Annotated in this window: 14 protein-coding genes; 10 read left to right on the top strand and 4 right to left on the bottom strand. The window is 37.6% G+C overall.

Features of this window, described 5'->3' with window-relative positions; translation table 11 throughout:
• Positions 1 to 55: 55 nt before the first annotated feature.
• From ATHSA_RS06385 to ATHSA_RS06370, 4 genes are read left to right on the top strand one after another with little or no spacing between them, the layout of a single operon-like run.
• Positions 56 to 1,945, top strand: a complete 1,890-nt coding sequence (locus tag ATHSA_RS06385) for a S9 family peptidase (protein WP_161848292.1) — start codon at positions 56 to 58, stop codon at positions 1,943 to 1,945.
• Between the two features lie 37 nt (positions 1,946 to 1,982).
• Positions 1,983 to 2,714, top strand: a complete 732-nt coding sequence (locus ATHSA_RS06380) for an SDR family NAD(P)-dependent oxidoreductase (protein ID WP_161848291.1) — start codon at positions 1,983 to 1,985, stop codon at positions 2,712 to 2,714.
• Positions 2,715 to 2,724: 10 nt separating this feature from the next.
• Positions 2,725 to 3,462, top strand: coding sequence for an ATP-binding cassette domain-containing protein (locus tag ATHSA_RS06375; RefSeq protein WP_161848290.1), 738 nt, complete (start codon positions 2,725 to 2,727; stop codon positions 3,460 to 3,462).
• A complete protein-coding gene (locus ATHSA_RS06370; RefSeq protein WP_161848289.1) occupies positions 3,459 to 4,418 on the top strand; it encodes a SufB/SufD family protein in 960 nt (319 codons plus the stop codon). Before ATHSA_RS06375 ends, ATHSA_RS06370 begins: the two co-directional genes overlap by 4 nt.
• Here ATHSA_RS06370 and ATHSA_RS06365 read toward each other — a convergent pair.
• Positions 4,411 to 5,151 (bottom strand): DUF364 domain-containing protein, encoded by a 741-nt coding sequence (locus ATHSA_RS06365; RefSeq protein WP_161848288.1) that lies wholly within the window; start codon positions 5,149 to 5,151, stop codon positions 4,411 to 4,413. The two genes, ATHSA_RS06370 and ATHSA_RS06365, sit on opposite strands and share 8 nt — an antisense overlap.
• 139 nt (positions 5,152 to 5,290) lie before the next feature.
• On the opposite strand from ATHSA_RS06365, the gene ATHSA_RS06360 reads away from it, so the two are divergent.
• From ATHSA_RS06360 to ATHSA_RS06350, 3 genes are read left to right on the top strand one after another with little or no spacing between them, the layout of a single operon-like run.
• Positions 5,291 to 5,701 carry a VOC family protein gene (locus ATHSA_RS06360; protein ID WP_161848287.1) on the top strand — a complete coding sequence of 137 codons (411 nt, stop codon included), beginning with the start codon at positions 5,291 to 5,293 and terminating at the stop codon, positions 5,699 to 5,701.
• Positions 5,702 to 5,705: 4 nt separating this feature from the next.
• Positions 5,706 to 6,023, top strand: a complete 318-nt coding sequence (locus ATHSA_RS06355) for an SPW repeat domain-containing protein (RefSeq protein ID WP_161848286.1) — start codon at positions 5,706 to 5,708, stop codon at positions 6,021 to 6,023.
• On the top strand, positions 6,020 to 6,829 hold the full coding sequence (locus ATHSA_RS06350; RefSeq protein WP_161848285.1) for an aldo/keto reductase: 810 nt from the start codon (positions 6,020 to 6,022) through the stop codon (positions 6,827 to 6,829). The genes ATHSA_RS06355 and ATHSA_RS06350 overlap by 4 nt, the downstream gene beginning before the upstream one ends.
• Before the next feature lie 17 nt (positions 6,830 to 6,846).
• Here ATHSA_RS06350 and ATHSA_RS06345 read toward each other — a convergent pair whose 3' ends face one another.
• Entirely contained in the window at positions 6,847 to 7,395 is a 549-nt protein-coding gene (locus ATHSA_RS06345) for a TetR/AcrR family transcriptional regulator (RefSeq protein WP_232060064.1), read from the bottom strand.
• A 374-nt stretch (positions 7,396 to 7,769) separates the two neighbouring features.
• Here ATHSA_RS06345 and ATHSA_RS06340 point away from each other — a divergent pair, with 374 nt between their 5' ends.
• From ATHSA_RS06340 to ATHSA_RS06330, 3 genes are read left to right on the top strand one after another with little or no spacing between them, the layout of a single operon-like run.
• Positions 7,770 to 8,099, top strand: coding sequence for a hypothetical protein (locus ATHSA_RS06340; protein ID WP_161848283.1), 330 nt, complete (start codon positions 7,770 to 7,772; stop codon positions 8,097 to 8,099).
• A gap of 27 nt (positions 8,100 to 8,126) precedes the next feature.
• The gene (locus tag ATHSA_RS06335; RefSeq protein ID WP_161848282.1) at positions 8,127 to 9,173 is read left to right on the top strand and encodes a YncE family protein; all 1,047 of its coding nucleotides are present in this window, start codon (positions 8,127 to 8,129) and stop codon (positions 9,171 to 9,173) included.
• Between the two features lie 50 nt (positions 9,174 to 9,223).
• The gene (locus ATHSA_RS06330) at positions 9,224 to 10,417 is read left to right on the top strand and encodes a YncE family protein (RefSeq protein ID WP_161848281.1); all 1,194 of its coding nucleotides are present in this window, start codon (positions 9,224 to 9,226) and stop codon (positions 10,415 to 10,417) included.
• A gap of 337 nt (positions 10,418 to 10,754) precedes the next feature.
• Here ATHSA_RS06330 and ATHSA_RS06325 read toward each other — a convergent pair whose 3' ends face one another.
• Positions 10,755 to 11,996 carry an MFS transporter gene (locus ATHSA_RS06325; protein WP_161848280.1) on the bottom strand — a complete coding sequence of 414 codons (1,242 nt, stop codon included), beginning with the start codon at positions 11,994 to 11,996 and terminating at the stop codon, positions 10,755 to 10,757.
• Positions 11,993 to 13,339: a radical SAM/SPASM domain-containing protein gene (locus ATHSA_RS06320; protein ID WP_161848279.1), complete on the bottom strand. Its 1,347-nt coding sequence runs from the start codon at positions 13,337 to 13,339 to the stop codon at positions 11,993 to 11,995. Before ATHSA_RS06320 ends, ATHSA_RS06325 begins: the two co-directional genes overlap by 4 nt.
• Between the last annotated feature and the right edge of the window lie 404 nt (positions 13,340 to 13,743).

Here is a 13,743-nt window from a genome sequence, read left to right as displayed (position 1 = left end):
CAATTACCGTTAAGTAGTATAATGAAAATAAAAGTTATAAAAGGAGATGATTCCCATGAAGAAATTTTCTTCTGAAACCTTTTTAGACTTGAAATTCCCGGGAGATCCACAGATAGATCCTTTCGGAAAAAGGATAGTTTTTACCATTAGCAAGGCAAATGAAAAACAGGATGGATATGATAAATCTATTTACATGTATGACGGGCGTATTTTTCAATTTACGACTGGTAAAGATTCCTCTCCAAGATGGTCATCTGATGGATCGGAGATTGCTTTTGTGAGATCAAACGATAACGGATCTGATTTGATGATTATAAACTCAAAAGGCGGGGAGGCAAAAAAAGTCCTTCATTTTGAAGATCAAATAACAGATCTTGGGTGGCTTAACAACGATGAACTTGTCCTGTCAGTTGCCATAAAAGAAAAGCAGAAATCCAACAAAAAGATAAAGGACGATGTTCATGAAATAGATAAGATACCTTTCTGGGCAAATGGAGAGGGCTTTGTCTATAACGTCAAAAAACAACTTTTTCTTGTAAAGAAAAATGGTACAAAAAAACAACTTACAGATGAAAAAGGAGAGATTTTCAACTTTGCCGTCTCTCCGGACGGGAAATACATTGCTTTCGTCGAGGCAACAGATATGGAACATCATCCGCTTGTGTCTGATCTTTTCATCTTAGAAATCAATGGCAAGATTAAAAAACTCACAGAATCTAATCTTTCAATCGGAAACATCTCATGGAGCCCTGATTCTTCAAAACTGGCCGTCATGATTTCGGATCTTGCCCACGGTTCATTTACAAATGAAAGGTTATTCACGATGGATTTGAAAGGAAAAATGAAAAAAGTTTGCGATATAGATCTTCCGAAAGGTAATTCGATAAATAGTGACTCACGAGGATCTTCACCAAATAGAATCTTCTGGACTCAAAAAGGTATATATTTCATGATGACGGAAGGGCCGCTTTCCAAAATATATATTGCCCATGATGGGAAGGTTGAAGAGGTAATCTCGGGTCAGAGATCCATCTCAGGTTTTAGCGTTTCAGATGGTAATATCGCATTTCTCGCAATGAATTTTACAAGTCTCGATGAATTGTACATTTACAAAGATGGTAAAGAGAGAAAACTTTCTCGCTTCAACGATCTGAAAAAATTCAAAGTATCGACGCCCGAATATTTTGCCGTCAAAACTTCGGACGGTAAAACGGTGGACGCCTGGATTATGAAACCTGCAGATTACGAGAAAGGAAAGAAATATCCTGCCGTTCTTGAAATTCACGGTGGTCCCCGCACGGCTTACGGAAATGCTTTCTTTCTTGAATTTCAAATACTTGCATCAAATGGTTTTGCGGTTATCTTTTCAAATCCAAGAGGAAGTGATGGATACGGTGAAGAATTCTCCTATATATATGGAAATTACGGAAAGAGAGATTATCAAGACATCATCGAGGTTGTAGATGAAGCGATAAAAAAGTATGACTTTATAGACGGAAAGAGGCTTGGTGTGACAGGTGGATCTTACGGTGGATTCATGACAAACTGGATAGTAACACAAACGAACAAATTCAAAGCGGCCGTCTCTCAAAGATCGATAAGCAACTGGATTTCATTCTTTGGAACGACGGACATAGGATATTTCTTTGGTCCGGATCAACTCGGAGGTGATCCTTGGTCCAACACAAAAGGATACATGGAGATGTCTCCTTTAACACACGTGAAAAATGTTCAAACCCCGCTTTTGATGATCCACTCAATGGAAGATTACAGATGTTACATGGTAGAGGCATTCCAGTTCTTTACGGCTCTCAGATACTTTGGAAAGGAGGCAAAACTCGCACTCTTTCCTTCGGAAAATCACGAACTCTCAAGATCGGGAAAGCCATACCACAGAATAAAAAGATTAAATCTGATAGTTGAATGGTTTAAAAAGTACCTTTAAATATGATATAATTAGTATAGATTAGAAGGTGATCAAAGTGAAATTCAGGGATAAGGTAACCCTTATAACTGGTGCCGCCTCGGGAATTGGACTTGAGACAGCGAAGAAATTTCTTTCAGAGGGAAGCGTTGTTGCCGCGTGCGATGTAAATGAGAAAGGACTTGAAGAAGCACAGAAGGCGCTGGGCATAAAATACAGAACATACAAAATGGATGTCACAGATTTTTCGGAAGTTGAAAGGGTCGTTGACGCGATAGCCAAAGACCTTGGTCGCATAGATGTATTAATCAATAATGCTGGATCTGTAAGAGAAAAACCTTTACTTGAAAATAACTTAGAAGATTTTGATTTCACTCTAAATGTGAATTTGAAAGGTACATACAACACCACAAAGGCCGTCATGAAATACATGGTAAAGCAGAATGGCGGTGTCGTTGTGAATGTTTCTTCGATAGTGGGAGTTTACGGCAATCCGGGTCAAAGCGCTTACTCTGCGTCGAAAGCGGGCGTTAACGTCTTGGCAAAGGTATGGGCCAAAGAATTTGCAAGATATGGAATACGCGTGAATGCCATAGCGCCGGGATACGTTAGAACCCCTTTGATATCGGGTTTGTCGAAAGAAAAGATAGATGAGATAAAATCAAAAACATTGCTTGGAAGACTTGCAGAACCCGTAGAAATAGCCAACGTCATACTCTTTTTGGCTTCAAACGAATCATCGTACATAACCGGTCAGGTAATAGGGGTAGATGGGGGAATGATCATTTGAAGGTGAAAAAATGCTTGAATTGAGGGATATCCATCTTGAAATAGATGGTAAGGTCATACTCAAGAGATTGAACATGAAATTCGAGATCGGTAAAAGATACACCGTTCTCGGAAATAACGGCACTGGTAAATCTACCGTTGCGAATATGATAATGGGAATGGAAGATTACAGGCCTCAATCCGGAAGGATCTATCTCGATGGTGTCGATATAACCGACCTTGACATGAGTAAAAGGGCTCAGATGGGAATTACCATAGCCTTTCAAGAAAATGTCCGGTTTGACGGAATAAGAGTTCTCGAATATCTCACCCTTGGAGGAAAGATAAAAAAGTCTCTCGAGGAGATGAAAAATGCGCTTAAACTCGTTGGCCTCGGAGACGAATATTTAAAAAGATATGTTGATGGATCTTTAAGTGGTGGCGAGAGAAAGAGAATAGAACTTGCCTCTATATACATGCTCGATCCAAAGTATGTGATACTCGATGAGCCAGATTCCGGAATAGATATGATGTCTATAGAGACGATAAACAAATTCATAGATGCCCTGATCAAAAGGAAGATTGCGGTCATAACGATAACACACAGAGAAGAAATAGCAATTAACTCTGACTATGCTTACCTTTTGTGCGCCGGAATAGTTCTAAAAGAGGGCGATCCGGTCGAAATATCCAAATATTACAAGTCAATGTGTGATGCTTGCGATCATCCGAACGAAATCCATCTTGTGAAAGAAAGGGAAATGATATGAGAATAGCGCCGGATTATTCAAAAGAATTCGAAAAAATAGCCGAGGCTTACGAAAAAAGTGGTGGAAAGGCAGACAATCTGCTTGATAAACGTATTGCCTCAATAATAATAAGCGGAGATAAGGTGATAGGTCTTAACAACGTGGAAGGCGTCGAAATAGAGGCCGGCAAACAAGATTTGGGAGTATGGGCAAAGATAAGGATTCTTAAGGGCAAGAAGATCGCAATGCCTATTCACCTTTGTACTGGTTTCCTTGGAAAAGAGGGAGAACAAAGGATAAATTTTGAATTCATAATTGAAGATGGTGCAAGCGTAAATTTCATTTCTCACTGCTCTTTTCCGTGGTCAACTAAATTGACGCACAAAATGACTGCCATAGTAAAAATAGGTAAAAATGCCACCATGACCTACGCCGATGCTCATTTTCACTCAGAAGAAGGCGGGGTAACGGTCATTTCCGAAACACATGCCATTGTAGATGAAAATGGAAGATACAGCAATACCTTTGAATTGACAAGGACAAGGGTAGGAAAACTCGTAGTCAAAATGGATGTCGATCTAAAAGATGGTGCCATTGCAAATCTCGAAAGTAAAGTTAGAGGAAAGGCAAATGATGAAATAAACATAAAAGAAAGTCTTGGTCTTAACGGTAAAAATGCCCACGGAATAGCCAAAAGCACCATCGTGGCAACGGATCAGACACACGCGAGGATAATAAATGAAGCCTTCGGAAATGCCCCTTACTCAAAAGGACACATAGAATGTACCGAGGTGACAAAAGGAAATCAGGTAGACGTTGCGACTCTACCCGTTTTAAAGGTTACAAACGATCTATCGGAATTAACCCATGAGGCTTCTATAGGAAGGATAAATTCAAAACAACTTGCCACCCTCGTCGCAAAGGGTATGAGCGAAGAAGAAGCGACTGAATTCATAATAAAAGGTATGCTCAGTTAACAACAAGTATCACTTTCTTTCCAACCTTTTCCCTGTAGAGATTTCTCGTTCCTCCTCCGTGCGCGATTACCTTTAAAGCCGGAGGAGTTATTATTGTTCCGCCAAATACCTTTATTTCTGGAAATACATCCGGCACCATCGGGGCAGAAGGACCGAGAAGAATTGTGCGTGGCGTTTTGATGTATTTTACGATATCATCGAAGGTTTTATTCATCACGGTTGTTGCGGAAATAATAACAACGTCACTCTTCGGAAGAATATCAGGGATCATTTCGGGGCCGAGAGCAGGTTGAGGCCACGTCGTTTGTTGCCTTTCTCTCTCAAAGATGTAAAGAGATTTGACCTGTCTTTTTATATTCGATATCATCGGATCAAAATATCCTATCATGGCAACTGAATCGCTTGCGCTTAATTTTACTGCATCCATGACGTCCCCTTCTTCATATTTTGACGTGTTAAGACAGGCATTTATTGCAGCCGTTCCGAGTGCGTTGAGAAGCACGTCTGAAGAATCGAAAAATTCTATGAATTCTTCAACTGGAATACCCGTTTTTGGAAGCGTGTCGTAGAGAGAACATCCCCATGGTATAGATTTTCTGTCTGTATAGGAAACGCCGGCATTTCCGTTATTCAAAAGTACAGCGCACAGCCCTATACCCATAACGTAATCTTCAACTTTTAGACCTTTCCCGCTCAACTTTGCTCTTGATTTTAAGATCTCATACCTGTCCATTCTAAATCCTCCTCGTATCGAATTTGGTCCAAACATGATCCATATAAATATACCACAGGTATCCAAACGACACGTGAATGGTTATTCGACGGATTCATTATATAATTGAAATGATATGTCCAACAAGGAGATGGTATAGGTGATCAAAGGAATAGCACATGTTGCGTATACCGTAAGCGACATGGAAAAATCTCTTCATTTCTACTGCGATCAACTCGGATTTGAAAAGGCATTCGAAATAAGAGATGACGAAGGGAAGCCCTGGATAAACTACATAAAAGTGGGCAAAAATCAATTCATAGAACTTTTCTATGGCGGAAAAAAGAAAGAACATTCTCAAAACGAGGCAGGATTTTCACACCTTTGCTTTGAAGTCGATGATATCCAGAAGGTCGCCGAAGAACTTAAAAAGAAGAATGTCATCATAGACGTAGATCCAAAACAGGGAAAGGATTTCAACTGGCAATGCTGGATAAAAGATCCGGATGGAAACAGAATAGAATTGATGGAAATATCTGACAAATCACCTCAGTACAAAGCATCGAGATGATGGTATGAGATGGCAAAAGATCGTAACAATGATTTTAGGATTTTGGTTTGCGATTTCGGCATTTCTCCCTTACATTTTGAATATGCCCGCTGATTTGTGGAATAACTTTTTCATGGGTATACTTGTGATACTTTTTGGCTTTTTGATGATAAAAGATACAAACTTTTCAGTCATAATCATAATTCTATCTGGAATATGGATATCTTTTATATCTTTTGTGCCTTTTTTTATGCAAAAAGATATCAATATGGTAAATAGTCTCTTTATAGGCATTTTGATCATTATAATGTCTCTAATTGAGAGAAAGCAGGTGGTAAAATGAAAAAAATGAGGCTCGGGAAGACGGATGAATTCCTTCCGGCAATAGGCCTTGGTACGTGGGAAATGGGTGGAGGGATTTCGCCAGATCCATCTAACGATAAAGAATCAATAAAGGCAATCGTGAGGGCCGTCGAACTTGGAATGACGCATATTGACACGGCAGAATATTACGGATCAGGCCACACGGAAGAATTGGTTGGAAGGGCTCTAAAGGAGATCGGAAGAGATAAAGTCTTTTTGACATCGAAGGTCTGGCCAAATCATCTTAAAATTAAAGACATGATCAAATCTGTCGAAGGATCGCTTAAAAGACTTGGAACAGATCATCTCGATCTTTATCTTATACATTGGCCTCCCGAAGACATCTCGATAACAGAAGCCGTCAAGAATATCAATACCGTCCTTGAACGAGGTTACACAAGATATATAGGAATCAGCAACTTTTCCATTTCTCAACTCAAAGAGGCAATAGACGCGTCCAAAAACCCAATTGTTTGCGATCAGGTAAGATATAACATCGAAGATCGTGAAATAGAAAGAGAAGGGCTTCTTGATTTTTGTCAGAAGAATGGGATAAGTATCGTTGCCTATAGCCCACTTAACAGAATGGGAATAAGTATAACGGCATCAAAACTTCAAAAGATTGCCAAAGGCAGAAATGCGACGCCTGCCCAGATCGCCCTTGCATGGCTTGTAAAAAAAGGCGTTTTTGCTATACCAAAAGCGATAAACGAAAAGCATCTCATCGAAAATGCAAAAGCAGGAGACATAGAACTGACAGAAGAAGAAATGAAGTTTTTGGAGTGAAGGATTAGCCCTTTGGGCTAATCTTTCTTTATACCCTTTTTGATGATCTCAACAACGTTTTTCCAGTAATTTGTATCCTGAGCAAATCTCTTCATCGAAAATGGCATGGTGTTGACAATTATAAAATCGACAGTAACATCAACGGGAGATGCGAGTTGGGATTCAAAATCTTTGAATATACTTATAAGGTGATTCCTCATTCTTTTTTGGATATTCGTTCTTTTTTTGTTTATGGTCTCGTCTATGTATATCCTCATGAAAAGGGGAAGGAGATTTTCTCGTGATTTTGCGATCTCTTGATAAAGATCAAAGAGCATATCTATCTTGCGATCGAGATCGCATTTGCACTTTTTGGTTCTGACTGTGGCATTTAGAAATTCTGAAAGTACGTAAAGCAAAGTTTCTCCGAGAAGATCGTCTTTGTTCTTGAAATAAGTGTAAAGCGTTCCCTTACCAACCTTTGCCCGACTGGCTATAAGATCGGTTGTGACTTCTTCGAAATTTTTTTCACTTAAAAGAGAGATGGCACTCTCTATTATTCTTAAACGCTTTTCGTCCTTTTTCACTTGCATAATTTGATTATAGCACATATTAAAACTGTTTAGTTCCCACCCTTTACTGTTTACTCTCCACTTTTCACTATTTGATGAAGGCATTCTACCTTCCGATCAAAGTGACTATTAGGCAATTCTGTCTTTGTTCCCCATGATGAGTTTCTATACAGGATAAATCTTCAGAGTGGAGAATAATGTTATCCCACAAATAACCACGGAATAGAAGTTATAGGCAAAGTCCCATGGGCTTTTTACCTGAAGGGTGGTGACGAATATGTGCTTGGATACGTCTTAGACGGTAGATTACTTGTGATAATAGGTATCGAGTACAAGGATTGGATATATGATTTTTCTAAAAATATCTTATAATCAAGGAGATGATTGGAATGTATGAAATTAAAGGGATTGGAAATAATAATACTCAGTATTATGGAATCACGCCGTCTTCAGATTCGACGATTGCACCAAGAAATATTTCAATTTCAAATAATACAAATGATATAAGAGGCTCTAATTTTAACACTAATGATGGACCTAGTTCATTTCTAAATACATCGGATTACTACCATTATAATAATGATTTAGCTCAATCCGAAGCTGCACATGGGGATTTGATACATAATTTATATGAACAAAACACTGAATATATGAATTCTGAAGGTCTTACACCAGCAGAGTTGCGAGCGGATCAAGACCAAGAAGAAGGTGGTGATTAAATCTTATTTCCAAAACTGTCCGGTCATTTGAGAAAGTGGCCGGATGTGCAAATAAAGTACAAAGGAGATGATGACGTGAAAAGATATTTATTTTGGATCATTATGATCACGATTGTATTGCCTAATTTTGTAATTGCTTCAACGATAGCGAATATTCCTGTAGGCAAATGGCCGAGTGTCATTGGTATAAATCCAAAAACGGATATGATTTATGTGGCTAATTCTGGAAATAATACTGTCAGCGTAATAAACGGTAAGAATTACTGTGAAGTAGCAGTTATACCTGTTGGTTCTTCGCCTATTTCTATCGGCGTAAATCCTGTAACAAACAGAGTTTATGTTGTAAATTTTCACGATAACACAATTAGCGTAATAGATGGTACAGATAATTATGTGATTGCGACCATACCTTTGTCGATTACTGAATATTATCCTGCTGGCGTTAGCATAGATTCGAGTAGGAATATTATATATGTAACTAATTCGGTAGGAAATACGATAACCGTAATAAACGGTAATGACAATTCCATCATAACATCTGCACAGATAAGTAGCGGCCTTAGCGGAGCCTGGGGAGTTGCGGTAAACCCGATCACAAATATAATTTACGTTACCAATCATGATCAAAATATAGTCAGTGTAATAAGTGGCAAAATATTACTTTCGACTTTAGGATATTCCAATTCATTAATATTATCAAATGTATTAGTTGGAGAACAACCTGGAACTATTGCTGTAAATCCATACACAAATACGATTTACGTCACTAACTGGAAGAATGGAACTATTAGCGTAATAAATGGCACGAATAATTCTGTAATTAAAACCCTGCACGTTGGAAATAATCCGGATGGGATAGCCGTCGATACACGTACAGATATAATCTATGTTTCTAACTGGGGAAGTAACACAGTCAGCGTAATAAATGGAAAGGACAATTCAATTTTAAAAACTATATATGTTGGAAGAGGTCCATGGGGCATATGTGTGGATCAAAATAAGAATATAGTCTATGTTGCCCTTGAAGGGCTGAATATGGTAAAGGCCATTCGCGGTTTCGGCACCATGAAATAAGAAGAGGAGGGAACAAATAAAAAGGACCTACTCTAAAGGAGATAATCGATATGAGGAAAATCTTTTTGATCTTTTCATCCCTTTTGATTGGAATTTTAGGCTTTTCTTACACCATTTCGGGATACGTGGACGATGCGAATCAAAATGCCGTACCGGGCGTGAATATCCTCGTAAACGGTCAACCATTTACATTCTCGAACACGGACGGCTCATGGACCATTCAATCAAATGGCACAGTAAAGATAGAGCCATATCTGAAATGGTGGAAATTTGACCCTCAAGAGGTAACTTTAGAGACCCAAACCAACGTTGATTTTGTCGGTTCATTCACAGGGCCAAAGTTGAAAGAAATAACGGTTGGCACATCTCCAGACGCCGGTGTTTTTGATCCCAAAAACGGGATGATCTACGTTGCGGACAATCTGGATAACAGCGTTGTCATGATAAATGGTCAAAAAGACACATTCGAGAACATATTCCAAAATATCCCCGTCGGGGTAAATCCCTCAGCACTCGTGATAAATCTCGATACAGGGCTTATGTACATAGCCAATGAGAGTGTAACGTCCTTTTATTCTATAGGAATTTACAACACTGTTGAGAACAGATTCGAAGGCTCAATTCCTTTGAATTATGCCCCGAGTGGAATGGGAATAGATCAAAAGACGGATACTTTATACGTGACCGAAAGTTACAATTCGGCCTATTATGGAAATCATGTAGATGTTATAAACCTAAAGATAAACTCGGTTATCGGCAGAATAAATGTGGGAAATGACCCGTGCTGTATATTCGTTGATCAGGATGCAAACAGGATCTACGTTGTGAATAATTACGATAACACGCTTAGCGTGATAGATGGAAATGCCGTCATTGCGACAATTCCAGTTGGCCTTTCACCGCTTAGCGTTTGTGCAGACAAAGATAACATCTACGTTGCAAATTCTGGAGATAACACCGTCAGTGTCATAAGCGCGAGTACTTACGAATTGTTAAAAACGATTCCCGTAGGAGTGCACCCCAGTTCGGTTGCAATAGACCCAAAAGATGATCTTATCTTTGTCGCAAACACTGACAGCAATTCGGTAAGTGTAATAGATGGAACAACGGATCGTATCATAAGCGTGATACCGGATCCATATTCTCCTTACTCTTTGGTCGTGAATTCTGAAATGAAAAAACTTTACATGATAAATCAAAAAAGCAATAACGTTACCGTTGTGGACTATCGCGGGTTGATATGATTTAGGGCAGTTACATTTTGCAGTGTAACTGCCATACCATGAAATATTGCAAAGATTGAAGTATGTTTTTTAGATATTTCTCCAAGGTTACCCTGCATTTTGTGACGTGCTTCCACTTATAGAAGTAGGAGAATTCTTGCTTAAAAGAGCGTTAAAGCCTTGAATATGAAAGAAGTTTCTTTGTTAGACATAGGATATCTCCTTTCCGCTATCCTCTGAAACGTGATATATTCATAAGCATATAGTCTCTACTTTCGACTGTATCAACTTTGGGGGCATATCAACATTATCAAGCATCTTACAACCTCCATAATTATTAGATACCAATCTTATTTTATTACCTCGAGACTACTTTAATTACTTTCTTACTTATGAAAAAATAAGCAAAGCCACAAAGACCAGATAAAATTCCAAGGTATACAAGAAGTGTTGTTATCGGAAATAATGTGCTTATAAGCCCTGCAAATCCGTAAGAGACAGGCCTAAGTCCAGAATTCAAAGTCGATCTAAAAGAAAAAACACGACCTCGAACCTCTTTCGGCGAACTTCTTTGCAGGATCACATTCTGTATCACATTGGCAATTCCAGAGAAAAATCCAAGGATCAGCAATGCGGGAGCAAGCACGAAATAAGATTGTTTTATCCCGATAAAACTCATACATGATCCTAAAATAAATGTGGATATTGCCATTAGAAAAAACTTTCTTTTTGGCTCCGGCATAAAAGAAAGTAGAACGGAGGCTACAATCGTTCCAACTCCCATAAGGGACTGCATAAGGCCATATTGAGCAGAACCGCCATTCATATATCTCGTGATTATCAAAGGTAAGAAGATAAAAATAGGAGTCCCGAAGAAATCTATTATCGACTCTGTTACGATCAATCCTCCAAGATCGGCTTTCCTAAAAACAACTGCAAAGCCTTCTTTTATTTCAGAAAAGATTGAACCTAAACCTTTTTTACTATCTTTTTTGACTTCATCCACTTCCAAAAAAATCTCTGAAATACCGGAAAATATGAAACTTACCCCATCGACAAGTATGGCTCCATACAGTCCAAAGACTGCGATAAGTATTCCCCCGATCGCCATCCCGATTAATTGAGAAATGCTTCCGGTCATCGAGAGCAGAGCGTTTGCATTTGAAAGTTCTTCGTCTTTCACTATTAATGGAACAAGTGACTGAAGTGCCGGATTAAAAAATGTCGAAAGAATTTGAATGGTAAATACAACACCTAAAAGTATCCATAATTGCCCAAACTCGGCGTTAAGAAAAATCAGCATTAAAAAGAGTACTATACCACTTATCAGATCCGTGAAGATGACTATCCATTTTTTTCTTTTTCGATCTGCTAACACCCCAGCAAATGGTGAAAATATCGCTGAAGGTATTGCCGTGGCCATTAAAACAAGGCTGACAGGTCCCACACCACCCACCTTTGTGGCAGCAGCCCATACGATTGCTACGAAAAAAATAGCAGAGCCGGCCGTAGATATGAGTCTTCCAAAGAAGAGCAAAAGAAAGTTCCTGTTTTTCAATATGTGAACATTTGTCGCCATTATCGTTTTACCTGCATTCAAAAATGTATATCATTATATCTACTATTTGCTATTCTTTGTTCTACAAATCTTGTTACATGCTCTTTTGGATTGTATGATAAATATGAACATACAGAATTATTTATGCTTCCGTTAAAAGATTTTGCTTGTGCCAAGCATCCACCGCCACAAAACGAAAATACAGAACAGTTTTTACACTTATCTTGTATGAGTGGATTATAATTTTTAAGCCTTTGAATATTCTTGTCATATTCAATATTCTGTTGATTGTATATAGAACCTATTATGAAATCATTCATATCTCCCCCAACGGCCCAACACGTAGCTATTTTACCATCAGGAAGTATATGAAAGATCTTGAATGAAGTTGCCCCGCAATACACTAATCTTGGAAAGCTCAGAGGAAGATCAATATTTTTAAATCCCAATTGATGTCCAAGATCATAAAATTTTAATGCTTTTTCAGACCATACTATTTCTGAGTAAACTCTGTCACATAACTTGTTTTTTACACTCTCAAAGTAGTTTAAAATAGGGTGAAATCCCAAGATGAGATTATTAACTTTTGTGTAGCCATTATCTTTTAGATAGCCTAAGAGACTATTTATACCATTTTCGTTATCTTGAGAAACGTTTATTCTTAGCACAACTTCTTTTGAAAATTTTAAAGCATTGTTTATTCCATTAATGACATCATCAAAACTGTTATCACCATTTTTATAAGGTCTCATTTTGCCATGATATTCTCTTGTCCCATCCAAAGTAATTTGAGTTGAAAACCAATTATAATGCGACAACACCTCACCATTTTCTTTATTAATAAGCGAGCCGTTTGTTATTACTCTGGTTCTAAAATTATTTTTGTATCCATGATTTTCTAATTCAAAGATTATCTCTTTCATCAAATCAAATCTTAAAAATGGTTCACCACCTGTAAAAACCAACGTAAATCTTTTATCATTTAATTCTTCAACTTTTTGGCTGATAAACGAGACTATGTATGATAAATCATTTTTACTTAGAGATTTATTCTTTGTTCCAGATCCTTGAAAACAATAAAAGCATGCAAAATTGCAATTATATGTTAAGTATATAACAAAAGTAAGTGGAATATTATCCTTTGCCTTTTTGATATGTTCCATTAAAATTTTATTTTCATCGAGAGAATCATCAACTACAAAATAATTTTTAATCAAGTAGTCAGTTATTTTTTCTTCTTCATTTAAGCAAGATGGATTTTCAATTTTACGAAGTAAATTTTTATCACCCAAGATTATTTTGCCTGTTATATTTGAAATAAAGATATATTTATCACTTTCATACTCGAATATAAACACTTTGCTTGATTTTTTTAAATTTTTCATAGTATCACCTCATGAAAATAGATAGTGAATCAATTCAATTTTGAAACTTCTTACTATTCTTTTCAAAAGATTTCTCACTAAAAAGAGTTGGAACTCAATGCTTTCAATTTATGTCTATAAACAGAGGGCACCCTTTTTCAACTTTAAATTAAAGAAAAGACGGGATTATTTAACCACCATTTGCACACATATCAAATATACATGTTGAATCAAATTCAACTGAATCAATTTCAACAATGTCTAAACTATTTTCATTTTCCATATTAGTAATCTCCTTTCTATTTGATTGATTGGGTGCCCTCTATATAACTAATTTGCCAACTATATTCACATTCTAGTTGAAAATGATCATCTAAAAAATCAAGAGATTAATGGAACATTACAATTTCTCAGAGTATGCATAG

The organism is Athalassotoga saccharophila (assembly GCF_009936215.1).
In the GTDB taxonomy this organism is placed as follows: Bacteria; Thermotogota; Thermotogae; order Mesoaciditogales; family Mesoaciditogaceae; genus Athalassotoga; species Athalassotoga saccharophila.
Note: the sequence above shows the minus strand (reverse complement) of the source record. Positions and strands in the feature narration are given on the sequence as shown.

What these genes read in the sequence shown, in the direction of transcription:
- ATHSA_RS06370 (WP_161848289.1), top strand. Translation starts at nt 3,459, where the DNA reads ATGAGAATAGCGCCGGATTATTCAAAAGAATTCGAAAAAATAGCCGAG.
- ATHSA_RS06365 (WP_161848288.1), bottom strand. Translation starts at nt 5,151, where the DNA reads ATGGACAGGTATGAGATCTTAAAATCAAGAGCAAAGTTGAGCGGGAAA.
- ATHSA_RS06320 (WP_161848279.1), bottom strand. Translation starts at nt 13,339, where the DNA reads ATGAAAAATTTAAAAAAATCAAGCAAAGTGTTTATATTCGAGTATGAA.
- ATHSA_RS06385 (WP_161848292.1), top strand. Translation starts at nt 56, where the DNA reads ATGAAGAAATTTTCTTCTGAAACCTTTTTAGACTTGAAATTCCCGGGA.
- ATHSA_RS06350 (WP_161848285.1), top strand. Translation starts at nt 6,020, where the DNA reads ATGAAAAAAATGAGGCTCGGGAAGACGGATGAATTCCTTCCGGCAATA.
- ATHSA_RS06340 (WP_161848283.1), top strand. Translation starts at nt 7,770, where the DNA reads ATGTATGAAATTAAAGGGATTGGAAATAATAATACTCAGTATTATGGA.
- ATHSA_RS06375 (WP_161848290.1), top strand. Translation starts at nt 2,725, where the DNA reads ATGCTTGAATTGAGGGATATCCATCTTGAAATAGATGGTAAGGTCATA.
- ATHSA_RS06330 (WP_161848281.1), top strand. Translation starts at nt 9,224, where the DNA reads ATGAGGAAAATCTTTTTGATCTTTTCATCCCTTTTGATTGGAATTTTA.
- ATHSA_RS06355 (WP_161848286.1), top strand. Translation starts at nt 5,706, where the DNA reads ATGAGATGGCAAAAGATCGTAACAATGATTTTAGGATTTTGGTTTGCG.